Origin of the sequence: Paenarthrobacter sp. YJN-5, from assembly GCF_015040095.1 — a bacterium.
Taxonomy (GTDB): Bacteria; Actinomycetota; Actinomycetes; order Actinomycetales; family Micrococcaceae; genus Arthrobacter; species Arthrobacter ureafaciens.
Map to the genome: position 1 here is coordinate 1112931 of NZ_CP053544.1, position 24532 is coordinate 1137462.

Below are 24532 nucleotides of genomic sequence, written 5' to 3' on the forward strand. Positions count from 1 at the left end.
TAGAGTAGAGGCCTGAACATCGCCGGATTTGCATGGATACGGAGAACTCATTGTCAGCTTGGCTAGAACTCGGACCGGACCACTACGTCTTGGAAACCGAGGGGTCCTTACTCAATACCGGACTAGTGGTGGGCTCCGAGCTCGCCATGGTGATCGACACGGGTTGCGGGCCACGCCAAGGGCGCGAGATCCTCGCAGCAGTTCGTGAAAAGACCCAGCTTCCGCTGGTTGTGGTGAACACCCACGCACACTATGACCACTTCTTTGGTAACGCAGTTTTCGCGGACGACGGCGTCACAGAGTTCTGGGCGCACGCCAACTGTGCGGCAACCATCGAAAAGGACGGCGACCTTCAGCGGCGTTTCGTCGTCACCAACGAGCCGGAGATGGCTGCGGGGGAGGGCGACGCCGTCGAGATCGTTGTCCCCAACGCGATTGTCCGCGACCAGCCTGTTCTGGTGGACCTGGGCGGAATCACCGCCACCCTGTTCTACCTCGGCCGGGCGCACACCGATGGCGATCTCTTGGTGGGCACCAACTCGACCCTGTTCGTCGGTGACTTGGTGGAGCAGGGAGCACACCCGTCCTTCGAGGATTCCTACCCCGAGGAATGGGCGGATGTGCTGCGGCACATTTCAGCGCTGCGCCACCGTTATGAGCATTTGGTCCCCGGCCACGGAAAGCCCGCGAGCGACGAGTTCGTCAAGACCATGGCCAACACCATGAGCACCGCTGTCCGGCAGGCGACGCAATCCATCCGGGATATGCCCGCCGACGCCACCAAGGCAATCCCCGTGCTGCCCTATGGGCCGGAACAATCACGCTGGTTCATCAAGCGGCTTCAGGAAACCCAAGCGGAGGGGCGCGCAGCCGGTGGCTCACTTGCGGCTGCAGATTTCGGGTCGGAGAAAACGGGCTTCTACCCGTCGTAAGCAAAGGTTACTTACAAAAACTTCGCCTTAAACCCCCAAAAACCATGGACTAGCAGGCTGAGCCGGTCCTAGGATGAAGTCGACCATCGGTTTGCGACTACCTGGGGGGTGTCGAGATGAAGGCCATACACGCGTTCCCGCGTGCTGCTCGGATTCTCCGCTCCGTCATGATCGCAGGAGCCGGCGCTGCCGCTTGGGTGGCACTATCCACCAGCGCAGCCAGTGCCGATACAGGCAACTCCGGCTCACTCCTGGGCGAACTGAAATCCTCAGTGACCTCCACCGTGTCGTCTGCCGGAGGCAGTGTCTCCGCGCAGCTGGACAAAACGCTGTCCGCGACAACAGGTGCGGTAAAGAGCAGCGGAGCAGCCGTCAGCGGCGTTGTGTCGCCGAAGTCGGCGGCTCCAACAGTCAGCGTTCCGGTACCCGACCTTCCTTTGCCGGCGGCCATCAAGCCCGCGGTACCCACCCGGGTCGCTGTGCCCGTTCCCGCTGTGACACCCGTGGTTGAGCAGGTGGTTGCCTCAACGGACAACGTCGTGAGCACCCTGCCGGTGGTCAACGAAGTTGTTTCGCCGGGCACCCTCGGCACAGTAGTGGATTCAACAGTTACGCCCGTGACGGGAACGGTGGATGACGCCGTCGGAGAACTGGTACCGACGGTCAACGACGTCGTGGAACCCATAGGCTTGGCACCGGTTACGGACGTAGCTTCGCCCGTTGTGCAGCCGATCGTGGACGTCGTGGACACCGTGGTTCCGCCGGTTGAGGGCGTGATTCCGCCCGCTGACGGAGTCATTCCTCCAGTGACGGGACAAGGCCCAGCGCTTCCTCCTCTCCCCGGGACAGGCGGTTCCACGCTTCCATTGACCCCGGCGGGTCCTGAGCGAATCGCATCGGCACCACCCGCCGTCGTGCTTCCTTCCGGCGCTGAAACGGCAAGTCCGGTAGCCCCGGAGACGGGCGATGCCGGGCCAAGCGACACCTCGTTCCTTGCCGGAGGCTCAGCTGTTCCGGGTCTTCAGCGGTTCCCGCTGACCTCCTCTTGGAACCAGTCAGCCATGTCCGGCGGGACGAGCGCATCCGTACCTGCCGCCGTCGGCGATGGTGTCCCTGGTGACCTTCCGACCGGCCCCGAGAGTACCCCTGTTTCCGGTGCCACAGCCGGCTCGGGAACTTCCTCCAACGGCCCTCCGAACCAGGCTGCAGCGGTCCTCGCGGGTGGCCTCATCATCCCTGCGAGCCTTATCTCCGGCCTCGCATCCGCAGGCGACCAGCAGCATCCCAAGCCGGTGTCTTTTGATCCCGGCTCATCTCCTGACTAGTTCCTCAACCGCGCCGCTGCTGCGAGCACGGCAGACGGGACATCGGACCATCCGGCAATCGGGCGGTCTCTGGGAACAAAGACCTTCAGGAGAAGATCACAATGAATGCAACATTCCGCAGGTGCCTCATTGGCACATGCTTTGCCGGGGGCCTGATCGCCGTCGGTGCTACAGCTGCAAATGCCGCCGATACGAGCGGCCAGGACGGAGTCCTTTCCGGAACACAAGTGGTGGCTCCGGTAACGGCCCCCATCAATGTGGGATCAACCGCTTTGGGCCTTTTGGGAGACTCGTCCGCGACGTCGACTGCTCCGGCTGCCGCTCCGGCACAAGGCGCATCGACAAGCCCCACCACCGACGGTTCGTCGTCAGTGGCCTCGGGGACACAGATTGTCGCTCCGGTTACGGCGCCCATAAACCTGGGCCCGTCTTCAGTGGGTCTGCTGGGGGGCTCCACTGCGACGGGCCCAGCTACAACTGCCGCTCCGGCTCCAACAGGGCCGGCAGCGAGCACCAGCGGGTCGGATGGCATTGCCTCCGGCACGCAGATAGTTGCTCCGGTGACGGTCCCCGTGACTGTCGGTTCAACATCGGCGGGTCTGTTGGGGGACTCATCGGCGTCTACAACACCCGCTGCAACAACGGCTGCGCCGGCCCAAGCGCCAGCGCAGGCAACGACGTCGGGGGATGGCAGCATCGCGTCCGGCGCTCAGGTAGTGGCTCCGATATCGGTCCCTGTTAATGTCGGGGCCACTGCCGTGGGTGTGGGCGGTGACTCTTCCGCTACTACCGGCGGCACGTCGGCGGCTCCGGCCGGTTCGGCTCCTGCGGCGCCGGGTGCGACGACGAGTGGTTCTGATGGTGTTGCTTCCGGAACCCAGGTGGTGGCTCCGATCACGGCTCCGGTGACTGTTGGTTCGGTTTCGGCCGGTGTGCTGGGTGACTCGGCCGCTACTACCGGCGGTACGTCGGCAGCTCCTGCGGGTTCGGCTCCTGCGGCGTCGGGTGCGACGACGAGTGGTTCTGATGGTGTTGCTTCCGGAACCCAGGTGGTTGCGCCGATCACGGCGCCGGTGACTGTTGGTTCGGTTTCGGCTGGTGTTCTGGGTGATTCGGCGGTTACTTCCGGCGGTACGTCGGCAGGTTCCGCACCTGCAGCACCGGGCACGAACGGGACAACGTCCGGGGACAACGGGCTCCTCTCGGGAACGCAGGTCATCGTTCCGATCACCGCCCCGGTGACCCTTGGATCGACTTCGGTAGGCATTGGTGGGGAATCCGCTGGCACGGTAACGCCGCCGGTTGTGAATCCCCCGGTCGTCGAACCGCCTGTTGTGAACCCGCCTGTTGATACTCCGCCGACCACCGGCGGTCCCAGCACCGGTGTTCCCGGCACTGAAGGCCCCTCAACCGGAGGAGGCAGTACCGGTGGAGTCGACACTGTGATCACCACCCCCGGGTCCGACACCGGTATCTCAGGCGCTACAGCCGGTTTCAACAACACTATGGTGGGCACCGTGACCGTAGCCTCTGCCAGCACCAAGGGTGCGATGGGCGCAGGGTCAACTGCCGCCGTCGTAAGTTCCGCCGGACTGGCAGCCACGGGGCTGAACCAGAGCTTCATCCTCTGGGCCGTTGGACTGGCTTTGCTCGGCCTGGTGCTCACTGTGGCGGGCCGCATGAAGACCGTAGCGCTCCGTCGCTAACACGCGGCTAGAGGGATAGTTGTTGCGGTCCCGGTCTCCGGGACCGCAACAACCGCGCTGCTAGGTCGTGACTTCATCCGACCTGTAGGAGGTTATTAGAGGGTCACTTGCCCCTTCGATACTGATCTCTACCGTTACCCGGTCCTTGTGACACTCAATGACTTTCGCATAGAAAGTGCGCTTTCCGAACGGGACTTTGACCGAGCTGCCCAAGGTGAAGGCTTGGTTGGCCGCATGGGTTTTGCTCTTCGCGCTACCAGAGCGCCCGCGTGTTACTGACATGTCGCGTTTATCCTCCTCACCAAGGTGCATTGCCGGTCAATGTCTTTAAGTATGCTCCAACCACTTTGTCCATGGCGGAAGCCAAACCGTTGAGGGGCGGTCCTAGGATGAAGGGGATGACAAGCACCCGAGCAGACCAAAACTTCAGCCTTCGCAGCGTTGCCCTCCCGGCCTTCGGGCCGGCGTTGCTGTTCTGTATCGGTGAAGGCGCGGTGCTGCCGGTGATCGCGCTGTCGGCGCGGGATCTTGGTGCATCCGTCGCAGTCTCGGCGCTGATCGTCACGCTGATCGGTCTGGGATCGTGGCTCTTCAACATTCCGGCCTCGATTATCACCATCAAGTTCGGTGAACGCTGGGCCATTGTCGGAGCAGGTGTGGCAGGAGCCATGGCGCTGGGAGCAGCTGCTTTTGCACCCCAGTTTGAGCACGGTATCTGGTTACTGGCGGCGGCGATGACGTTGGTGGGCATGTGTTCCAGCGTCTTCAACCTTGCCCGGCAGAAGTACCTCACCGAGGCCGTGCCGGTCATGTACCGTGCCCGGGCACTCTCGACGCTGGGCGGGGTCACCAGGATCGGTATCTTCATCGGTCCGTTCATCGGTGCTGCCGTCATGCAGTTCGCCGGAATCAGCGGAGCCTACTGGGTGGGCTTTGCCGGGATGATGGCGGCCGCAGCGTTATCGCTGACCATCCCGGACCTCGTGGCTCCCGGAACGTCCGACGGCGGCCCGGTACCGCCGGCGTCGACGCTCCGGCAGGTTGCCGCGTCCCATGCCGGGGTGTTCCTGTCCGTGGGCTTCGGCATACTGCTGCTCAGCGCACTGCGGGCATCACGGCAGGTGGTTATCCCGCTGTGGGCTGACCACTTGGGGATGGATGCGACTCACGCCTCGCTGATCTTCGGGTTGTCCGGCGCGATCGACATGCTGGTGTTCTACCCGGCGGGAAAGCTCATGGATCGCAAGGGCCGGCAATGGGTGGCCGTGCCGTCCACCGTGATCATGGGCGCTGCACTGGTCCTGATCCCGTTCACGGGTGCGTTTGTTCCGCTGCTCCTGGTGGCACTCTTGATCGGCTTCGGCAACGGCATCAGCTCCGGGCTGATCATGACCTTGGGAGCCGACTTCTCACCGGACAACGGGCGGAGCCATTTCCTGGGGATCTGGCGCTTCATCGCCGACGCGGGGGCAACCGGCGGGCCGGTGCTGCTCTCGGGGCTGACGGCCGCCGTATCCCTCGCAGCCGGGGTGTGGGCGACCGGTTTGTTGGGCTTTGCCGCGGCGATCGTTTTCGCCATAGCCATACCCCGGTTGAAACACCGCAGGAACTATTAGAGAGCGGCCGCAGATCCACCTCTCGGTAGACCTGCAGCCGCTCAGGACCGGGTAGGAAGGCTAGCGGACTGCCTTGCCGCCCTTGAACTCCATGCTCAGCTTTCCGCCCTTGCCGTTGGCCGTACCGTTGACCGCGGACTGCGTCATGGCGAACGTCAACGTAGCGTGGGCAACGGCGTCCGCCATTTGCTCCAGAACAGCTGTGTTGATGTTGTCGATGTCATCGCAGGCCTGGTGATAACAGGGGTCATAGGCAACACCGGCCGTGCCACCATAGACGGCAGCTTGCTCGGCAGTCTTTATCTCCTCGGCACCGGTAAACAGGCCACCGGCAGGAATGCCGTTCTCGATGAACCCGAAGTAGTCCGAACGTCCGTCAAACTCCGTAGGTTCGGTAGCCAACCCTTGCGAGGCGAAGTAGTCCAGGAAGGTCTTTTCGATCTGCGCGGAACCGTTGGGACCGGCCGTACCGAGCTGCTTGCCGTCACCGTCGTAAACAAAGCGGACGGGGTTCGGCGAGGCAACCATGTCGAAGTTCAAGTTCAAGGCATGGTTCTTCAGGTCTGCCTTGCTGAGCTGCGCCACGTAGTAGTCGGAACCGATCAGGCCGTCCTCCTCACCGCTCCACCAAGCAAACCTGACCCTGTTTTCGGGGGTGATTCCCAGCTTCGAGAACTGCAGGGCAGTCTCCAGGATGGTTGCCGAGCCGGAGCCGTTGTCATTGATGCCGGGGCCCTCGGCAACAGAGTCCAGGTGTGCGCCCACCAGGACGGTTCTGTCAGTCCGGCCCGTGGTGTCGGCCAGGACGTTGAAGGTTTCTATCGGCTGAGTGTCGCCGGAAACCATCACCCGTGCGGTGGCTCCCGGTAGCCCGGCCAGTTCCTCACCAACGGCAAAGCTCGTGCCCACCGTCGGGATGGTTACCTCCGGATTATCCGCAGTCGGAGCACCCAAGGTCCCGTCAACCCTGTCCAGCCGGTCGTCGGCGTCGCCCTGATTAAAGATGATGACCGCCGAAGCTCCGGCAGCTTGGGCGTTCACGGCCTTGGTATTGAAGGGACAGGTGCCGCGCTGGATGAGGGCGATATTCCCCGCTGTAAAGCCTGCGAAGTCAGCAGCCTCGCAACCGCTGGTGGAAGCACGGTCACCGGACAAGTTGATATCTACTGCCGTTACGGTGCCGCTGACATCTCCGAAACCCGAGTAGGACATGGCCGCGAACTCGTCTGCCGTGTACGTGCGGGGCGTAGGTGTCAGGCGTTCGAAGGCCTCGCCGGTCAGGTTGAATTTCACGTAATCAAAGTATTGCCGTTGCGGGGAATAGCCGGCCGCCCTCAGTTGGGACTCGATGTACTCGGCAGAAGCCTCGTGGCCGGAGGAACCTGCGGTGCGGTTGCCGTCGTTGGCTTCCGCGATGGCCTGTAGCTGCTCAAGGTGATCGACAATTGCGCCTGCCGAGACAGCATCGCGTAACGCTTGTGTGTCCGTGGCAGTGGCAGCCAGTGCCGGCGGCGTGAGCGCGACAGAAAGAAGGGCCGACGTTGCCGCTCCGGCAGCGAGGACCCTGAACTTTTTCCTGGTTAGCAGATGGTGCGTTGTGTGCATTTCATGCATCTCCCTGATCGGACCCGGTATCTGGTGGCCGGGCGCGGTAGCGCAGAATCTACTACTCGGAAGTAATACGGTGAAGCCTTGTTATATTCGGCCGGATAGGCAAGGGGCGGAATCTGTAGCGACACCCAACCACCCGCCGTCGTACCTAGCGCTTCCGCGCCGCCATGCCGAACAGCCAGATGCTGCCCAGTGCGGAGAGGTAGCCGGCGAGCACAATAAACGCGGTACCGGCCCAGAAATAGTCCACGGTGCTGTCCGTACTCAGCCCGGGCATCACTTGCAGCAGTGAGTATGCGGCAACTGCGCCTGCGGCCAGCACGGCGAAAACAGTCAGCATCACCCACAGCCGGGAGGACGCCCAGTGCTCTCCGTAACCACGCCACAGGTTCCATTGGTTTCCGCTGCGGAGGATGAGCCACCCGGCGGGGAGCATGACTGCGCCCACCACGAGGAAGGCCGCAACCACGTCGGCGGGGCGGTGCCACTGGTTGATGAGCGTCGAGACGCCGGTGGCCACGGCGAACGTGCTGCCAAGGAAACCGGCCAGGGGCCGCCAGCGCGGCGAAACCATGAGGAATACGGCGGCGGCCGCCGACGCGGCCAAAGTAGTGTGCCCTGAGGGGAGCGAGTTCAGCTCCAGCGTCTGGACGCCACGGTCAGGGCGGTCCGGGATCAGGAACTTCAGCACCTGGGTTGCGACGTTGGCCGCTATGCAGGCCGCGACGGCGATGCCCGCGGCTGTCCAGCGTCGCCGGGCGACTGTCACGAACAAAACCACGACGGCGGCAATGACCAGAGAAGTGACCGGCAGCGCGTCCAGGAATCCCGTGGAAGCCTTGCCCGCCGAACCGCTCAGTTCCTTGGCCTCGACCAGGGCTGACTCGTCGATGAACTGCCCCATGGTGGTGCGGACAAAGAAGTAATACGTGGCAAACAGGCCGACCATGCACGCGACGGTCAGCAGGCAGAACAAGAAGCCCGTGCCCGCGCCTGCTGCACGCTCCTTGAGTGGCCGTTTGCTCGACCTTCCGCCTACCCGGAACTGCTGGGAACTCATTGTTCCTACATTGCCATAATTCGCTGGATGCCTCATGTGAGCCGCACGCACGCCGCGGAGGCGATGGTGAGATTCAGGCAACTTTCCTGTGACGCTTGACACGTGTTAGGTGGCAGGTCTACAGTTCCTAACACGTGTTAGGAAGGGAAATTCAGAATGCCGGGAACCAATGGGGCTTTGCGTCAATTCACACGCAGGACAGCCCTCACAGCCCTCGGTGCCGGGATTGTCGGAGTGACGGCGGCGTCGTGGCCGCGACTCACGGGAACAGACATCCCCGGCCGGGGAGACAACAGCCTCAGCATCGCCATCATGGGCACCGCAGCGGACGCCGCAGCCCGCCAGAAAGTCATTGACGCTTTCGCCAAGGTCCACCCCGAGATCAAAGTCAAAGTCCAGGCCATCCAAGCCGTGGACTGGAAGGACTTCTTCACCAAGATCCTCACCATGGTGGCCGCAGGCACCCCGCCGGACGTTGTGTACGTGGCAACCGAAGGCGCCCAGCTTTTCGCTGAGAAGCTCGCCCACCCCTTGGACGACTACCTTCGTCGCGACGCTGCGGACATGAAGGAATACTTCGAGGATGTCCACCCGAGCTTGGTGGAAGCGTTTATGTACAAGGGCAGCCTGTTCCAGCTTCCCATCGACTGGAACGCAGCCAACATGTACTACAACACTGCGTCCCTTCGCGCGGCCGGGCTGGAACGCCCCGCCGAGGACTGGACCCACACGGACTTCCGCGCCACCCTCGCGGCGATGAAGAAGGCCAAGCCGTCCGACTTCACGCCGTACTACTGGACCAACCGGCTCTTCGGCGGAGTGGTCCCGTGGCTCTACGCCAACGACACCAGCTTCCTCAAGGAAACAAAGTCCGGCGGCGGGGAATGGCTGTGGGACGGCTTCTACGGCAACGATCCCTCCCGCAGCCTCCGTTCCGGCGGCTACCAATGGCTCGAACCCAACGCCGATGACCCCCGCGTCTTCGAATCCTTCGACTACCTCCGCGGACTGGTCAAGGACGGCCTCGGCGTCCGCCCCGAAGAAGGCGGCGGCAGCTCACTGATCGGACTCTTCGCCTCCAACCGCATAGGTACGACGCCGGCGGGCGGCTATTGGGTACAAGGCCTCCACGAGGCGGGGATGACCGAGGACGGATTCGACGTCCAGTTCTTCCCCAAATGGCGGACCCAGCGGCACCAGTTCGGCACGGCCGGCTACGCGATCATGAAGACCGCCAAGGACAAGGACGCCGCCTGGGAGTGGGTGAAGTTCAGCGCCAGCCTCGAAGCCATGCAGATCATTTTCCCGACGCCCAACACCACCCCGGCCCGCCGGTCCATGGCCAACCAGCAGCTCTACGCCGGCACCGGCCCCCGCCACTGGAACGTCTTCTACGACACCCTGGACAAGTTCCCCACCACGGGGCCCATCCCGGCACCTCCCCAGCAGGCCGCCGTCGAGACCGCCCTCATGAAAAACGTATCCCTGGCAGTCAGCGGGGACGAGCGGCAACTCAAACAAGCACTCGAATCCATGCAACGCGATCTTGAACTGGCCTTGAGGAGGCAGCCATGAGCACTGTCACCCGTACCACTACGGGCAATGCCCGGGCCTCGGCTCCCGGAAGCCGTCCAGCTTCCAAACGGAGCCGGGCCCAGCAACGGTGGCTCCCGTGGGCCTTCCTTGCCCCGACCATCGTTGGCATGGGCCTGTTCACCCTCCTGCCGATCGTGGCCTCCATAGCGCTCGCGTTCTTCCGCTGGGACATCATCTCGGCCCCGACGTTCGTGGGTTTCGATAACTTCGCCGAGGTTGTCCAGGACCCCACGGTCCGGGTGTCCTTCCTCAACACCATCGTGTTCGTCGTGGTGGCCGTGGCCCTCCAGCTGGGGTTGGCGCTGGGCCTGGCGATCATGGTCCAGGAAAAGCTCCCGGCCTGGCTCCGGGTCTTCTTCCGCTCGGCGTTCTTCTTCCCGCTGATCCTGTCCGCGGCATCGGTCTCCATCTTCATGCGCTACCTGTTCAACGAGCAGTTCGGCGTCGTGAACTGGCTGCTTTCGCTCATCGGCATCCCCGCGGTTCCGTGGCTGACGACGCCAGGCGGGTCTGCCGCCGTCGTGATTCTTGTCTACGTGTGGCAGAACTTCGGGTTCTCTTTCCTGCTGTTCATCGGCGGCCTCGCCTCGATTCCGGTGGAAACCTACGAGGCCGCGTCCCTGGACGGCGCCACCGGTTGGCGCAAGCACTGGTACGTCACCTTGCCGCTCCTGAGCCCCACCACGCTGGTGGCTTCCGTGATGGCGATCATCAACGCCCTCCAAGTCTTCGACCAGCCCTACGTGCTCACCCGGGGCGGACCCGGCGACTCCACCCGGACAGCCGTCATGGTGATCTTCGAGTCCGCCTTCCAGCGGCTTGAATTCGGCCAGGCCTCGGCGATCGGCGTGATCCTCACCCTGATCATCATGGCCGTCACGGCCCTGCAGTTCCGGCTCAGCAAACGATTCGTCTTCTACCAGTAAGGCCAGCCATGACCACCATTTCTGAACGTGTTGAAAGCACGGCCCGGCCTGTCCTGCGGAAGAAGCGCGACTGGTCCGTAGCCTGGCGGATCGTCGCCCTCCTGATCGCGTCCGTTTTTGTCCTGGGCCCCGTGCTCTGGACGCTGTCCACCTCGCTGCGGCCGCCGTCGGAATCCTTCAAACTGCCGCCCGCCTTCCTGCCGCTCAACCCGGACTTCACCTCCTACAGCCAGGTTTTCAAGCAGCTGAACATCCTGGGGCTGGTGCTGAACAGTGCGCTGGTGACCGGACTGATCGCCATCGGGCAAATGATCACGGCAGCCCTGGCAGGGTACGCCTTCGCGCACCTTCGCTTCCGGGGACGTGGAGCGCTGTTCTCGATTGTGCTGGCCACCATGATGGTGCCGGCGCAGGTGACGATCGTTCCCGTGTTCATGCTGATCCGCGGCGTAGGCCTGTCGGACACGCTGCTCGCACTGATCCTTCCGGCCATCCCGACGGCGTTCGGCACGTTCCTGATGCGGCAATACTTCATGGGACTCCCGGCTGACCTCGCTGAAGCGGCAGCGATCGACGGCGCCTCGCCCTGGCGGACGTTCCGTTCCGTGTACGCGCCGCTGGCCATGCCGGGCCTGGCGATCGTGGGCATCCTGGCCTTCAACTTCCACTGGAACGAGTTCTTCCGGCCGCTCATCATGACCATCTCCGAGCAAAACTTCACGCTCCCGCTCGGCCTGGTCTCGCTCCAAGGCAACCTCGGCACGGGAAGCATCTCCGTGGTGCTGGCCGGCGTTGTCCTCTCCATGATTCCCGCGCTGGTGGTGTTCATGTTCGGGCAGCGTGCGCTGCAGGACGGGCTCACCGCAGGCACGGGCAAATAACCTCCACCTTGTGAAAGGCATTCCAATGACGGACCTTGCTCTTGTTTCCTCCCTCGCCCGTGCGGCTACGCACCCCGACCCGGCGTTCCCGCGCTTCCACCCCCGTCCGGCACAAGGCTGGATCAACGATCCCAACGGCGTCAGCTACATCGACGGCAAGTACCACGTCTTCTTCCAGTACAACCCGGACTCCGCCCGCCACCGGCTGATCCAGTGGGGACACGTCAGCTCCGCGGACCTGGTGCAGTGGGAAGAACACCCCGTTGCGCTGGTTCCCCAAACCGGCGGGCCGGACTCGGCAGGATGCTGGACCGGTGTAGTCACGCTGGATGACGGGGTTCCCACGGCTGCGTATTCGGGCGTGCAGGATCACGGCGGCCACTCGCAGGTAGTGATCGCCCGCGGCTCTTCCGACCTTGTTTCCTGGAACCAGGACGGCCACGTTGCTGCCTCCATGCCCACGGACCCCATGGTGACGGCCGTGCGGGATCCTTTCATCTTCCGCTTCAACGGCGCCCGCTACGCCATCCAAGGCGCAGGCCTGGCCGACGGGCGGGCGGCATTGCTGCTCTACTCCGTGGAAGACATGGAGAACTGGGAGTACAAAGGCATCTGGTTGACCTCATCCGACCCCGTGGCCGCGATGCACGCACCGGCAGAGATCTGGGAGTGCCCGCAACTGGTGGAGGTGCCCGTTGCCGGCGGCGGTTCAACGTGGGTCATGATGTTCTCCCTCTGGCTCTCCGGCGACGACCACGAGCACGCCAACGGCGTGGGGCACCTGATCGGCTCCCTCTCGCCGGATCCGGAAACCGGGCTGCCCGTGTTTACTGCCGCTACGGGTGGCAAGTCCGATCTGGGACGCGACTTCTATGCGCCGCAGATCGTGCAGCTCGCATACAGCTCCCCGGATGCGTCTTCGGCTGCTGCCTCTGCTTCTGCCTTGATGTGGGGCTGGGCCAACGAAGGTCCCGGACGCGACGGCCGCCGGGGCCGCACCCAGGAGGAAATCGACGACGCCGGATGGTCGGGCGTGCTGACGCACCCGCGCCTTCTGTCTGTGGCTGATGGAGCACTGGTTGTTGCTCCCGTGCCGGAGGTTTCGGCGTACCGGGGTGCTGCCGTGGCTTCTGACCCTTCGGGCTTGGTGGATGTTCCGGCTTTCGCGGAGGTATTGGTGCGCGGCGCAGGGGAGGTTTCCTTGCGGCTCGGGTCCGGTGCGGATGAGCAGCTTGTGTACTCCGGAGCGGTTGCCGCAGGGGAGGAGTTGCGGATCTTCATCGACGCCTCGCTGGTGGAGGTGTACCGCTCCGGATCGGTGGCAACCACACTCCGGGCGTACCCGTTGGCCGGGGAGTCATGGACACTGGAGCTTCCCTCCGGTGCCACCGCCGATGTGTGGGAACTGGCCCTGCCTAGCTAGGCCATGTCAGTTGAGGGGCCCGCGGCGGTTTCCGTTGCGGGCCTCGCTGTGTCCGGCCTTGCGGGCCTCGCTGTGGGTCCGCCTAGCGCGTTGCCGGTCCGGTGGACTCACGCAAGACCAAGCGGCAGGGGACCATCGTCTCAACGGTGGGCTCCGCCGTCGTGGTTTTACCGTCCTCGATCGCGTCCAATAACCTGGTCATCGCCTCGCGGCCAATCTCGCGCAAGGGGAGGGCCATGGTGGTGAGGGCGGGGACCATGGTGTTGGCGATGCGGTGTTCGTCGTCGTAACCCATCACGGAGAGGTCTCCCGGGATGCTGAGGCCAAGGCGCGCGGCGGCGAGGACCACCCCAACGGCAAGCCTGTCGTTCGCGCACATGATGGCGGTGGGCCGCTCAGCCGGGACCACGCCGTCGAGCAATCGCATCGCCCCCTTGTAACCGTCGTCAATATCCCACCCGGCGTGCGCTATCCGCGTTTCGGTGACCGGGAGCTGCGCGGAGGCGAAGGCCTCCCGGTAGCCCTCGATGCGGAGGGGCGAGGCGGGGGAATCCTCGGAACCGGCGAGGAAAGCGATGTCGCGGTGGCCGAACTGAATCAGATGCTCCGTGGCCTCGCGTCCGCCGGTGACTTCATCCGGGATGACGTGATGGAGACGGGGGCGGGGATGGGCGTCGTAGCAATTGGCAAGGACGGACGGCACGCGCTCCATGCCCGGCGGAACCTCAAGCGGTTTCAGGCCCACGGTCACGTACATCAAGCCGTCAACCTGCCGGTCGAGGAGCGTTTCGATCGCTCCCGCGTCCCGGGCTGTATCGCGTTCGGTGTCCATGACCACCGTGACAAAACCGCGGCTGCGGGCGACGTCGTCCGCGCCGCCGATGATGTTGCCGTCGAAGGGGCTGACCACCACTTCATCGGACAGGATCCCGATCACCCGCGAACGCTGGTTCCGCAGGCTCAGGGCGATCGCGTTGGGGGAGTAGTTCAGCTCCTGCGCCGCCAAACGGATGCGTTCCTGGCTTTCCTTGGCAACGTTTCCGTCGCCCCTGCCGTTGAGCACAAGGGAAACCGCGCTCCTGGACACCCCCGCCCTTTTGGCGACGTCCAGTGCGGTTGCCTTGCGGTTCATCGGGGTCCTTCCGTTCTTGCCTCGATTAGCAGTCTACCTAACGCGTGTGAGGCTGTGGACGTCGCCCGTCCCGTGTTTATGCGTTGATCGAGTAGCCAATCTGCGAGTAGAGCTGCGTCATGAAGTTGGAGAACCAGATGGCGGCCACGATGAAGGAGACCACTATCGTTCCGATGAGGACCCAGATTGGCGCCAAACCGCGGCCCTGAGCCACCTTGCGGACAATGACGGACCGGCCAATGACATAGACGGTTCCGCTCAGGAAGCACCACGCCCAGTGGAAAGGCCGCACCACCCCGGAGCGGGAGAGGCGCTGGTAATCCAGATAGGCCAGGAAGACACTCACGCCCCACACCAGGAAGCTTGAGATCTGCATCAGGAAGAAACCCGGCGTGTACATGGACGTGGGGTCAAAAGTGGTCCCTTGCCGGGTGTTCAAATACCGGAACTCGGGCTGCCACGTCAGCAGCAGGAAGATTGCCACAAGCGGCAACAAGACAATGGCCCAGATGAAGGGGTTGTAAACCGGGGTCTCGTTGCTGATCAGCGGGCGCTGGACAGGCATATACTGCGCTGATCCCGGAGCCACATTCTGGGTCCACTGAACCCCGTCCCACCAGCGCATCTGCTGGGGCTGCGAAGGATCCGGGTACCAACCCGGAGGAGTTGCTGAGCTGTTGAAACCCTGAGTCATGAGTCCCCCTTTTTGAGTGTCGAATCGAGGATATCGCGGTTGCGTCCTCTCGCTTCACAAGCAGTTCTCCACATTGGCGGCAAGTCGGTGTATGCATGGATCATGACCTTCTTCGAGCCGGCCTCCGAGCCGTCGGAACGGCCTCATCAGCCCGCTCCGGCACGCCCGGGCTGGGCAGGACCGCCGTCTGACGAACTGCCCGGCGTGGTGCACATCGGCGGGTTCATCTATGGCGACGACCGCATGGTGGTGGCCCTGAAATCCGCGGACGTCTACTCAACAGGTTGCGTTCTGGAATTCGTATGGACGGCCCGACGCGGCGGCAAGACAGGGAGTGAATGGCGGGACACCATGGACCAGGCGTTCATCCCGCCGGGATCGCCGGTAGCCGCGGCATCCGGGCTGATGGTGGGAGTCGGATACGGGGACGGACGCAAGGCCCTCGCTTCAAGGCCGGGTCCCGCGCTGGCCGAGGGGGACGAGGTGGAAGGTCCGGTCTTGTCGGTGCTGGGCGGCGGGGGAGCCGGCGGCAACGACGAGCAGGTCCACGGCACGGCCAGATACTGGCTCTGGCCGCTTCCCCTCGAGGCCGGAACAAAAGTGGTGGTGAAGTGGGATGGGCTCCGGATGCCCGAAAGCTCATTCAACCTTCCGCACGAGCGCCTGGTTGCGGCGGTGGGCGACGTCCGGAAATTCTGGGTGGAGTAGTTCTCCACATAGCCAGGTTTGGCCGCCTCAACGCCAAAAACCCGCCGGTACAGTGGCACTATGCTCCCTTCGCTTGAAGAATTACAGGAATCTGCCCGCGTTGTTTCGCTGCCCATGCGGGTCAAGTTCCGCGGCATTATGCAGCGGGAGACGCTCCTTCTGAAGGGCCCTCTTGGGTGGGGCGAATTCTGTCCCTTTCCCGAATATGGGGACGACGAATCCTCCCGGTGGCTCGCTGCCGCCCTGGAAGCCGGTTGGCAAGGATTTCCGCCGGCCCTGCGGGACACCATTCCGGTGAACGCCACCGTCCCGGCCGTTTCCGCTGACCGGGTACCGGACGTGCTGGCCCGGTTCGGACGCGTGGACGCGGTGAAGGTCAAGGTGGCAGAACGCGGACAGGACGTGGAGGAGGACATCGCCAGGGTCACCGCAGTTCGTGAAGCACTGCCCGATGCCTCCATCCGGGTGGACGCGAACGGTGGTTGGGATGTTGACCAGGCCGTTGACGCGTTGGGCAGGCTCTCGGCTGTAGGGCTCGAGTACGCCGAACAACCTGTCCCCACCATTGAAGGCTTGGCAGAGGTACGTCGCCGTCTTGCAGCAACGGGAATCCCCGTGCCCATCGCTGCCGACGAAAGCGTCCGCAAGGAAGAGGACCCCCTCCGTGTAGCAAAGGCCGGCGCTGCCGACCTCATAGTGGTAAAAGTGGCGCCGCTTGGGGGAGTCGCACGCGCCCTGGACATCGTCGCCCAGGCCGGACTGCCCGCCGTCGTCAGCTCAGCCTTGGATACCTCGGTGGGAATTCGCGCCGGGCTCGCGCTCGCAGCCGCACTGCCATCGCTGCCCTACGCCTGCGGCCTCGGCACGGTTTCCTTGTTCGCTTCGGACATCACGTTGGACCCCTTGGTAGCCGACGACGGCGCCATCCGCCTCCGCGAGGCCGTCGCCGATCCCGGGCTGCTGGAGCAGTACGCAGCTACCGGGGAACGCCGGGATTGGTGGTTGGACCGCTTGGGCCGGGTCCATGCAGTCCTGGAGGCGGCCCCCGGCAATCTGTTCACCAAGCCTTAACCGGAATGTCCTTCCAGCGTTGGGTTCCGCTGAAAGGCTCAGCGGGAACCTCGTACAAGTCTGGAAGGTCCCCATGTCTGAAACAACCCGTCGCACGTTCCCGCTGTTGCCCATGTTCGGCCACACGAAGGGAAAGCGGAGCGCGGTCACCTGTGCCCTCAAGTGCGACAACGCTTGTGCTGGCGATGTCTGCAACACCAGCTCCAACGGTTACTTCCGTGACATCGCCTCAACCGCCATGTCCCGCCGCGCCGCCCTTGGCCTGGGCGCCGCCGGGGCGCTCGCCGTCGTACTTGGCGGAACGGGGACCGACGCCGCCGTGGCTGACTCCGGCAGCGGACTTTCCGACGCCGCAAAGAAGGGATTCGGCAAGTCCAAACTCACGTTTGCACCCATCAAGCCCGTGGACGCCGCGGTTGATGCATTTACCGTGCCGGAAGGTTTCGAGTGGAGGCCGATCATCCGCTGGGGCGATCCGCTGTTCGCTGATTCACCGGCCTTCGATCTCAACAACCAGACCGCCGCCGCCCAGGCCCGCCAGTTCGGCTACAACAACGACTACACGGATATCCTCCCGATCCCGGGCTCCAAGGACCGCCGGGCAGTCCTGTTCACCAACCACGAGTACACCAATGAGAACATCATGCTGCCCGTCGGCTTTGACGCGGCAGAAGCGCGTGCTATCGGCCGTGCCGCCCACGGCCTGGCTGTTGTGGAACTCGAGCGGAAGAACAAGAACAAGCCGTGGAACTACGTCCAGGGCGCACCCCTCAACCGTCGTTTCCTGACGGACACTATCTATGAACTGACTGGTCCCGCGGCTGGCACCAACCTGGTCACCACCATCGATGACCCCGCAGGCCGGTGGATCAAGGGAACCCTGGGCAACTGCTCCGGAGGCACCACCCCGTGGGGCACCATCCTGTCTGGTGAAGAGAACTTCAACGGTTACTTCGCAGCGCCGGGATCCTCGGCAGAGGATAAGCGCTACGGCCTCGCCGCGAAGCCCACCACGCGTCAGTGGGAACTCGACGAACCCCGTTTCGATACCCGGAACCCCGGCTACGCCAACGAGTCCAACCGCTTCGGCTGGATAGTGGAAGTTGATCCTTTCGATCCGTCGTCCACCCCCAAGAAGCACTCCGCCATGGGCCGTTTCAAACACGAAGGCGCCAACGTGATCGTCGCCCCCGACGGCCGCGTGGTGGCCTACATGGGCGACGACGAGCGCTTCGACTACCTCTACAAGTTCGTGTCCAAGGGTTTCTACAAGCCCGGCGACTCAGCCGAGGCACGCAAAAACAACATGAACCTGTTGTCCGAAGGTGACCTGTACGTTGCACGGTTCACCGGTGATTCCCCGGCCTCGGAGATCGACGGCACCGGCAAACTTCCCGCCGATGGTGCCTTTGACGGTTCCGGTGAATGGCTTCCGTTGGTCGTGAACGGGCAGTCAGCTGTGCCGGGCATGTCCGTGGCCGAAGTACTTGTGTACACCCGTCTCGCGGCGGACAAGGTAGGCCCCACCAAGATGGACCGTTGCGAAGACGTGGAACCGAACCCGTTGACCGGCAAGGTCTACGTTGCCTGCACCAACAACTCGGACCGCGGAAAGACCGGCAAGGAAGGTGCCACGGAGGTCAATCCCCGCACACTGAACCGCGACGGTCACATCGTCGAGATCACCGAGGCTCCGGGCCAGACCGGCACGGCATTCAATTGGACCCTCCTGTTGGTTGCCGGCGATCCCGCAGCGAACGGGTCCACGTACTTCTCGGGCTTCCCGGCAGACAAGGTGTCGCCGATCTCCTGCCCGGACAACGTGGCCTTCGACTCCGTGGGCAACCTCTGGATTTCCACCGACGGTGCCCCATCGTCGATTGGCTACAACGACGGCCTGTTCAAAGTCACCCTCGACGGACCGGAGCGTGGAAAGGTGGAGCAGTTCCTCTCTGTCCCTCGCGACGCCGAGACCTGTGGCCCGATCATCCACGACGACGAGCGGACAGTGTTCGTAGCCGTCCAACACCCCGGCGAAGACGGCACATTCGCGGCCCCTAACTCGCTGTTCCCGGACTACGTCGGTGCCGGATCCACCCCGGCACCCGGCGCGGCCCGCGCCCCGCGACCCTCGATCGTCCAAGTGTCCCGCAAGTAGCCTCGGGTGATAGAGCGTTCCGGATTCGGCGTTGTTATGTGACAGAGCGTTCGGCAATTCCGTTGCTCTATCACTTCCCGCCGGGTTTTGCCGGTTCCTCTATCACGTCCCGCCGGGTTTTGCCGGTTGCTCTTCCACTTCCCGTCGGGTTTGACAGTTTCCTCTGTCACTTCCCGCGGGGTTTTGCCGGTTGCTCTTTCACATCACCCCCTTTAACGACGAATGCCCGCCCGCTCCCGCGTGTGCGGAAGTGGGCGGGCCTTCGTTTTTGGGACCTCCTAGAGCACGCCCGCGCCGAACTCCTCGACCTCAATGAGTGGCTTAATGACTTTCTCCACTTCTCCGCGTACGAAATTACGGCGAATCACGTTGTTGCCAAAGACGTTCCCGATGGCACCCAGCACCATTGCCTGATCGAGCGAAAGGTAACGCCGGGCGATAGTCCCGGACTTGACCGCCACGGCGTCGAAGAACCCACCGGGGCCGTACGCGCCAAGGTCACGCTGTATTTTCTGAAGGTTCTGGTACGCCTCAACGGGCTCGTACTCCATGGCGAGGAAAGCGGCGTGCGGCGTGACCACTCCATCGCCCCAGGACGGGTTTGGGTTCGTGGCGGGCCGGCAGCCTTCGAAGCCGTTGTCGACGCTTGTTCTCTCCACGTCGGAAGGGTATCCATCGCTGCTCATGCCGATTGCGTCCACACCCCATTCGGAATATCCGCCGTTTGGATGGCTCGCGGGGGAGAATCCCCAGTACCCGTATTTGGCGTCGTCCAAACCGAATTCCCGCTGTGCACGGACGGTCAGCGGATGGTTGATTCCCCATGCTTTCGGTGCCCAGTCTGCTTCGGGAACAAACAAGTCAGGCATCAGCGACTCGAACATATCGCCGCCCCAGCTCGGCACCAAGCGCATCCCACGGTAGGTGTAAGCACCCTCGAACACGTCAATTCCGTGATAAGTACGATGCTCACCTACGGGCTTCTGTTCCTGCCAGGACCAGTCGCAAGTGTCCGGGAAGACCCGCATGGTGGCGAAGTAGTGGGCCGGGGGAAGCTGTCCGAGGGCAATCCCGATGTACGTCGCAATCCTGGGTTCGGAGTTGGTGACGTCGTAGTGGTTCAGCGTGTAGAAGACATCGGGTCCCTTCCCCAAATAGTTTCCCTGGACCGTGCCGACGTCGGGCTTTTGATCATAGAACCCGCCACGCAGCAGGCCTGCACCGGCGCCGGGGCGTGCGTCCTTGTTGTAGAAGATCCCGAAGTCCATCCGACGCAGGATGCTGTTGGCCAGCGCAGCAACCTTCGGCTCTGCATTGCGAACCACCATCAGCGAGGCAGCGAACCAGCCATTGTCCACGCTCGAGAGGAACGGCGTCACCGGTTGGCCGTTTTCCGGCCACGACGTTATGACTTCCCCGGTACTTTCGTCGTACCAGTTGTAAAGCATGCCACTGGGCTCATGGTGTTTGAGGCCGGACAACGTGGTGAGCGTTTGGGTCAGGCGGTCCCGGCACTCCTTGGCACTGATGATCTGCAATTCCCGGGCCACGATTGTGCTCCACATGTAGCCCCCGATGTTGGTGGGCGATGTGAAGCCGCTCCGCTGGGGGTCCTTGATTGATTCCCCGATGTAGTCGGCGGGCAGGCCGGTCTCCGGATGAGTCATCGCCACCAACGAATTCCACGTGTCTTGAGCCCACTGGTTGATGACCTTGCGGTCGATTCCACCCTTGAAACGGCCGCGGGATGAAAACGGATCGTCCGACGTCGGACGGGTACCTGCCACAGCTATGCCGGCTTGCGTGGTGGCCGAGACCAAACCCGCGACGGCGACTGCCGCCGCCCCGGCGAGGACGTGGCGACGCGTAGCACTTGTGTTTCCGGACGTACCTGACGACAAATGGTTCATGAGAAAAATCCTGACTGTGTAATGGATTTAGCTTTCGGTCTGTTTTCCGGGGCTTGTTCGCTGAGGCAGGTCCAGGCCATGCCCAAACGGGTACAGGGGATTGGCGGTGTCGCCAGGGACGTCCGCCCGGGACGCTCGGACGGCGTCCATGGATCGGGGTAGCTCGAACGGCAAGCGGCCCTGGGGCTGGATACGTCCGAACAGGGCGTCGAGGAGTGCCGGATCTGAGACCCCGAAAGTCCCGACGATGGCTGACGCGAATTCCGTGAGCGGCGTCAGGATGGCAGGCCGGTCCAAACACACGTCGATGATCAGGGGAACCCGGGCCGCCAAGGAACGAAGGCGGGCGATAAGGCCCGGCGGAAAGTCGAGGCTGCCCGCATGAAAATGCTTCTCCAGGAAGAGGTCATCCCGGTGTTCCCAAGGAGCGATCAGCCGGACCACCGCGACGTCGGCTTCGTCAGGGTTCGTGGTGACTGACCCGAACCCTGTGACGTTGGCCGGGTCCAGGCCCTCCACATACAGCGAGGGTGAGCCAGTCAAAGGGAGACGGGCCCTACTATTGGACGGGCCGTTTTTGAGCACTGTCACGGAACGGCTCTGGGCGATCCGGCCTTCGCGCCGGAATTCCGCATTTCCGACAATTCGCTCGGCCTCATCTTCATCCACGAACGGGTTATCGAAGAGTCCCAGCTGGAACTTCACCAGCAACAGCCGCCGAACAGATTCATCGATGCGTTCCTCGGCGACCAGCCCGTCCCTCACCAGGTTGATGAGGAGATCGGTACATTCCTCGCCGCCGAACTGATCCACGCCCGAATTGAGAATCTTCAGCATTCTTTGGGACGCGCTGAGATCCTCAACACCCCAGGCACGGGCCGGGAGCACCTGGTCATCCACCAGGTTGTCATTGACCAGTTCCCAGTCGCTGAGGACAACACCGTCGTAACCAAGCTTGCCCCTGAGGAGGCCGGTGATCATTTGCTTGTTGTAGCCAAACCCCACTTCCTCCACCGGTTCGCCGTCGAGTTCCAGCCCCACCGGCATGCCGTAGTACGGCATGATGGCGCTGGTCTTGTGGGCTATCGCGCGGCGGAAGGGAGCCAGATGCTCCTGGAACCGTCCACCCGGGTAGACCTGTTCGCGCCCGTAGGGGAAGTGCGCATCCTCGCCGTCCCGCTGGGGCCCGCCCCCGGGGAAGTGTTTGGTAGTGCAGGCCACGCTGCCCGGGCCCAAGGTATCGCCTTGGAACCCCTGCAGATACTCCACCACGTACTGTGAACTCAGCTCGGAATCCTGTCCGAAGGTTCCGGCCTGCCGGCACCATCGGGGCTCGGTGGCCAGATCCACCGTAGGATGCAACGCGGCCCGAATGCCTACGGCCGTGTATTCCTGCCTGGCGATATCGGCAAACCTGCGGATCTGCTCCAGGCTGCCGATCGCCGAGAGGCCGATGGGTTCCGGCCATTGGGAGAAATGTGCTGCAGTGAACGACGCCCCGGAATTTTCGATGAAGGCGTGGCGCGGGTCGGTGGAGATAGTGATCGGAATGCCGTGTGGTGTTCGCTCGGCAAGTTCCTGCAAGGAGTTGCTCCAGCGCGCGGCTTCCCGTGCCGTGCCCAGCCCATGAATATTGAAGTGGTTCATCAACTTCCCAAGAACCACGGTGCTTGTGGGCGACTTGCTGATGTTGCCCGGAGTCTCAAGCAGGGAACCCCCAGGCCCGGTCTCAATAACCGTGTGGAACATGACGCCGGCCTTTTCTTCCAGGCTCAGCCGGGATAGCAAGTCCTCGGTTCGTTCCAGGGGGCTGAGACGATGATCCTCGTAGGGATCCATGATCCCGTTGCCATTGAGGTCCCGGTATTCGGTTCCGTCATCAGCGAAGGACAGTGCAAGGCGCGTGCGTGTTTGCGGTTGTGAAGGCATGGTTCTTTCTCAATAAAATGCGTAAGTCTGGAATGCGCCAGGGTTTATTTGATACCTGCGGTAGCGACACCTTGGACGAAATACCGCTGCAGACAGACAAACAAAATAAGGATGGGCGTGATGACCAGCACCGATCCGGCGAGGAGCAGGCCATAGTTCGTGGCATTCTGCCCGGTTGAGTACAAGGACAAAGCAACGGGGAGGGTGTACATCTCCTCACTCTGGGCAACTACCAGCGGCCAAAGGAAGTTATTCCAAGAACCAAGGAAGGTGAGAATGCCCAGCGTTGCCAGGGGAGGGCCGCACAGCGGAAGAACAATTCGCAGGAATGTCCGTAGTTCTCCGGCTCCGTCAATCCGGGCTGCTTCGATCAGGGAATCCGGGATTCCCGCAATGAACTGGCGCATCAGGAAAACTCCCATCGGGGACGCCAGGAACGGCAGAATCAGCCCCGGATAGGTGCTGACCAGACCTAGCTTGCTGACCAGGACGAACAGGGGTACGAACGTCACAACGCCAGGGACCATGAGCATGATCATGACCAGCACGAATAAGAAACGCTTGCCTGGAAAATCCATCTTCGCCAAGGCGTAGCCCACCATCGAGCAAAACAGCAGGTTGCCGAGCACAGTGAATACCGCGACCACAAGGCTGTTGAGGAAGAACGTTTCGATGTGCAGTTGGTTGATCCACACCGCGAAATTCTCAAACGTGGCCTGTTCGGGCCACCACGTGATGGGTCGGCGCGTGAGTTCGCCCTGGGACTTGAAAGCGCCGAGGAACATCCAGGCGAAGGGCAGGAGCGTGGCAACGACCCCAATAACAAGGACCGCGTACGTCCAGATACGTGCAGACGGAATGCGGCGCTTGCGCCTCAGGGCCAATTGAGGATTAGTCATGATGGTTCAGTCCTTCGATCGCAGGGCTTTGAACTGGAGGAGGCTCAACAAAGCGATGGCGACGAACAGCACGTAGCTGGCCGCGGACGCAAGACCGTACTTCCCGAACCCGAATTGGTTGTACGTGAAGTAGCTGATCGACAAGGTCGAATCCAGTGGGCCGCCCTTGGTCATGACAAACGGCTCCTCAAAGAACTGCAGGAATCCTACTGACAGGAGCACTGTGCCAAGGAGAAGCGTTGGTCGCAGCATCGGCAGGGTGATCCGCATGAAGCGCTGCCAGGCGTTGGCACCGTCCATCGCGGCCGCTTCGAGGACTTCTTCGGAAACGTTCTGCAGGCCGGCCAGGAAGATGATCATCAACGTTCCAAGGTTTCGCCAAACAGCCAGCAGAATGAGGGCGGGCATTGACCATGTGGTGCTGTTGAGCCAATCCGGACCGGTGATGCCGAATGCGCCGAGGATGACGTTCAGCAGGCCGTCAGGCTGCAGGATGAAGCGCCAAACTACGGCCACGGCCACGATGCTCGTGACGACGGGAGTGTAGAACCCAACGCGGAACGCGGTGCGGAATCGTGTGATGCCGTTGTTCAGTGCGACAGCCAGAGCCAGCGCGAGCGCCGTAGTCAGGGGAATGCCGACTACAACGAAGTAGGCCGTGTTCGCGAGCGAGTGCAGAAATTGCTTGTTTTCGAACAGTTCTGCGTACTGGTCAAAACCGACGAAGCCCACTGCCAAGGGTTGGTCAATGTCGCGGGCCCTGAAATCCGTGAAGGACATCAGGAACGATGACACCAACGGACCCAACATGAAGACGGCGAAAACGAGAACAAACGGTAAAGCGAAGAGCCAAGCCACGATGGCGTTCCGACGTCGGCGTGCGTTGTTTCGCCGCAGGGGAGGCCTGCCAGCCCCGGAGGTGCTGGCAGGCCTGACGCTTGAGGTGGTGGTCACC

The 24532-nt window shown here is 62.9% G+C and carries 19 protein-coding genes; 11 read left to right on the plus strand and 8 right to left on the minus strand.

Annotation, left to right across the window (positions count from 1 at the left end; all coding sequences use genetic code 11):
- Positions 1-32 precede the first annotated feature (32 nt).
- The 4 genes from HMI59_RS05285 to HMI59_RS05300 all read left to right on the plus strand — a co-directional run bounded on the left by HMI59_RS05285 (position 33) and on the right by HMI59_RS05300 (position 5579).
- Positions 33-932, plus strand: coding sequence for an MBL fold metallo-hydrolase (locus HMI59_RS05285; RefSeq protein ID WP_193593055.1), 900 nt, complete (start codon positions 33-35; stop codon positions 930-932).
- A 116-nt stretch (positions 933-1048) separates the two neighbouring features.
- Entirely contained in the window at positions 1049-2257 is a 1209-nt protein-coding gene (locus tag HMI59_RS05290) for a hypothetical protein (RefSeq protein ID WP_193593056.1), read from the plus strand.
- A gap of 101 nt (positions 2258-2358) precedes the next feature.
- Positions 2359-3963 carry a cell wall anchor protein gene (locus HMI59_RS05295; protein WP_193593057.1) on the plus strand — a complete coding sequence of 535 codons (1605 nt, stop codon included), beginning with the start codon at positions 2359-2361 and terminating at the stop codon, positions 3961-3963.
- Positions 3964-4361: 398 nt separating this feature from the next.
- A complete protein-coding gene (locus HMI59_RS05300; protein ID WP_193593058.1) occupies positions 4362-5579 on the plus strand; it encodes an MFS transporter in 1218 nt (405 codons plus the stop codon).
- A gap of 60 nt (positions 5580-5639) precedes the next feature.
- Here the strand turns inward: HMI59_RS05300 and HMI59_RS05305 are convergent, their stop codons facing one another.
- Positions 5640-7184, minus strand: a complete 1545-nt coding sequence (locus tag HMI59_RS05305; RefSeq protein WP_193593059.1) for a M28 family peptidase — start codon at positions 7182-7184, stop codon at positions 5640-5642.
- 154 nt (positions 7185-7338) lie between these two features.
- Positions 7339-8250 carry a phosphatase PAP2 family protein gene (locus HMI59_RS05310; RefSeq protein WP_193593060.1) on the minus strand — a complete coding sequence of 304 codons (912 nt, stop codon included), beginning with the start codon at positions 8248-8250 and terminating at the stop codon, positions 7339-7341.
- A 156-nt stretch (positions 8251-8406) separates the two neighbouring features.
- Between HMI59_RS05310 and HMI59_RS05315 the strand changes: the two genes are divergently transcribed.
- The 4 genes from HMI59_RS05315 to HMI59_RS05330 are packed head-to-tail and all read left to right on the plus strand — an operon-like array spanning position 8407 to position 13076.
- Positions 8407-9825, plus strand: a complete 1419-nt coding sequence (locus HMI59_RS05315) for a sugar ABC transporter substrate-binding protein (protein WP_062097673.1) — start codon at positions 8407-8409, stop codon at positions 9823-9825.
- Positions 9822-10772, plus strand: coding sequence for a carbohydrate ABC transporter permease (locus tag HMI59_RS05320; protein WP_193593061.1), 951 nt, complete (start codon positions 9822-9824; stop codon positions 10770-10772). The genes HMI59_RS05315 and HMI59_RS05320 overlap by 4 nt, the downstream gene beginning before the upstream one ends.
- Before the next feature lie 8 nt (positions 10773-10780).
- Positions 10781-11653: a carbohydrate ABC transporter permease gene (locus HMI59_RS05325; protein WP_062097669.1), complete on the plus strand. Its 873-nt coding sequence runs from the start codon at positions 10781-10783 to the stop codon at positions 11651-11653.
- Between the two features lie 25 nt (positions 11654-11678).
- Positions 11679-13076, plus strand: coding sequence for a glycoside hydrolase family 32 protein (locus HMI59_RS05330; RefSeq protein ID WP_193593062.1), 1398 nt, complete (start codon positions 11679-11681; stop codon positions 13074-13076).
- Positions 13077-13158: 82 nt separating this feature from the next.
- Here HMI59_RS05330 and HMI59_RS05335 read toward each other — a convergent pair whose 3' ends face one another.
- Both HMI59_RS05335 and HMI59_RS05340 read right to left on the minus strand, forming a co-directional pair.
- Positions 13159-14208, minus strand: a complete 1050-nt coding sequence (locus tag HMI59_RS05335; protein WP_193593063.1) for a LacI family DNA-binding transcriptional regulator — start codon at positions 14206-14208, stop codon at positions 13159-13161.
- Between the two features lie 76 nt (positions 14209-14284).
- A complete protein-coding gene (locus HMI59_RS05340) occupies positions 14285-14902 on the minus strand; it encodes a DUF2510 domain-containing protein (RefSeq protein WP_193593064.1) in 618 nt (205 codons plus the stop codon).
- Positions 14903-15004: 102 nt separating this feature from the next.
- On the opposite strand from HMI59_RS05340, the gene HMI59_RS05345 reads away from it, so the two are divergent.
- The 3 genes from HMI59_RS05345 (at position 15005) to HMI59_RS05355 (ending at position 18839) form a co-directional block, all read left to right on the plus strand.
- Positions 15005-15610 (plus strand): hypothetical protein, encoded by a 606-nt coding sequence (locus HMI59_RS05345; protein ID WP_156783972.1) that lies wholly within the window; start codon positions 15005-15007, stop codon positions 15608-15610.
- Positions 15611-15670: 60 nt separating this feature from the next.
- The gene (locus HMI59_RS05350; protein ID WP_071416202.1) at positions 15671-16681 is read left to right on the plus strand and encodes an o-succinylbenzoate synthase; all 1011 of its coding nucleotides are present in this window, start codon (positions 15671-15673) and stop codon (positions 16679-16681) included.
- A 73-nt stretch (positions 16682-16754) separates the two neighbouring features.
- Complete coding sequence (locus HMI59_RS05355) at positions 16755-18839, plus strand: PhoX family phosphatase (RefSeq protein WP_193593065.1); 2085 nt, start codon at positions 16755-16757, stop codon at positions 18837-18839.
- 278 nt (positions 18840-19117) lie between these two features.
- Here the strand turns inward: HMI59_RS05355 and HMI59_RS05360 are convergent, their stop codons facing one another.
- The 4 genes from HMI59_RS05360 to HMI59_RS05375 are packed head-to-tail and all read right to left on the minus strand — an operon-like array spanning position 19118 to position 24531.
- On the minus strand, positions 19118-20749 hold the full coding sequence (locus HMI59_RS05360; RefSeq protein ID WP_193593066.1) for a glucoamylase family protein: 1632 nt from the start codon (positions 20747-20749) through the stop codon (positions 19118-19120).
- A 27-nt stretch (positions 20750-20776) separates the two neighbouring features.
- Positions 20777-22678: a glycoside hydrolase family 3 protein gene (locus HMI59_RS05365; RefSeq protein WP_193593067.1), complete on the minus strand. Its 1902-nt coding sequence runs from the start codon at positions 22676-22678 to the stop codon at positions 20777-20779.
- A gap of 44 nt (positions 22679-22722) precedes the next feature.
- Positions 22723-23577 carry a carbohydrate ABC transporter permease gene (locus HMI59_RS05370; RefSeq protein WP_193593068.1) on the minus strand — a complete coding sequence of 285 codons (855 nt, stop codon included), beginning with the start codon at positions 23575-23577 and terminating at the stop codon, positions 22723-22725.
- 6 nt (positions 23578-23583) lie between these two features.
- A complete protein-coding gene (locus HMI59_RS05375; protein ID WP_193593069.1) occupies positions 23584-24531 on the minus strand; it encodes a carbohydrate ABC transporter permease in 948 nt (315 codons plus the stop codon).
- Position 24532: the final 1 nt, after the last annotated feature.

Bases quoted from the DNA above. Each gene is read 5' to 3' on its own strand.
- HMI59_RS05295 (WP_193593057.1), top strand. From the start codon at position 2,359: ATGAATGCAACATTCCGCAGGTGCCTCATTGGCACATGCTTTGCCGGG.
- HMI59_RS05290 (WP_193593056.1), top strand. From the start codon at position 1,049: ATGAAGGCCATACACGCGTTCCCGCGTGCTGCTCGGATTCTCCGCTCC.
- HMI59_RS05340 (WP_193593064.1), bottom strand. From the start codon at position 14,902: ATGACTCAGGGTTTCAACAGCTCAGCAACTCCTCCGGGTTGGTACCCG.
- HMI59_RS05370 (WP_193593068.1), bottom strand. From the start codon at position 23,577: ATGACTAATCCTCAATTGGCCCTGAGGCGCAAGCGCCGCATTCCGTCT.
- HMI59_RS05330 (WP_193593062.1), top strand. From the start codon at position 11,679: ATGACGGACCTTGCTCTTGTTTCCTCCCTCGCCCGTGCGGCTACGCAC.
- HMI59_RS05335 (WP_193593063.1), bottom strand. From the start codon at position 14,208: ATGAACCGCAAGGCAACCGCACTGGACGTCGCCAAAAGGGCGGGGGTG.
- HMI59_RS05320 (WP_193593061.1), top strand. From the start codon at position 9,822: ATGAGCACTGTCACCCGTACCACTACGGGCAATGCCCGGGCCTCGGCT.
- HMI59_RS05310 (WP_193593060.1), bottom strand. From the start codon at position 8,250: ATGAGTTCCCAGCAGTTCCGGGTAGGCGGAAGGTCGAGCAAACGGCCA.
- HMI59_RS05365 (WP_193593067.1), bottom strand. From the start codon at position 22,678: ATGCCTTCACAACCGCAAACACGCACGCGCCTTGCACTGTCCTTCGCT.
- HMI59_RS05285 (WP_193593055.1), top strand. From the start codon at position 33: ATGGATACGGAGAACTCATTGTCAGCTTGGCTAGAACTCGGACCGGAC.
- HMI59_RS05315 (WP_062097673.1), top strand. From the start codon at position 8,407: ATGCCGGGAACCAATGGGGCTTTGCGTCAATTCACACGCAGGACAGCC.
- HMI59_RS05325 (WP_062097669.1), top strand. From the start codon at position 10,781: ATGACCACCATTTCTGAACGTGTTGAAAGCACGGCCCGGCCTGTCCTG.
- HMI59_RS05350 (WP_071416202.1), top strand. From the start codon at position 15,671: ATGCTCCCTTCGCTTGAAGAATTACAGGAATCTGCCCGCGTTGTTTCG.
- HMI59_RS05300 (WP_193593058.1), top strand. From the start codon at position 4,362: ATGACAAGCACCCGAGCAGACCAAAACTTCAGCCTTCGCAGCGTTGCC.
- HMI59_RS05345 (WP_156783972.1), top strand. From the start codon at position 15,005: ATGACCTTCTTCGAGCCGGCCTCCGAGCCGTCGGAACGGCCTCATCAG.
- HMI59_RS05305 (WP_193593059.1), bottom strand. From the start codon at position 7,184: ATGCACACAACGCACCATCTGCTAACCAGGAAAAAGTTCAGGGTCCTC.
- HMI59_RS05355 (WP_193593065.1), top strand. From the start codon at position 16,755: ATGTCTGAAACAACCCGTCGCACGTTCCCGCTGTTGCCCATGTTCGGC.
- HMI59_RS05360 (WP_193593066.1), bottom strand. From the start codon at position 20,749: ATGAACCATTTGTCGTCAGGTACGTCCGGAAACACAAGTGCTACGCGT.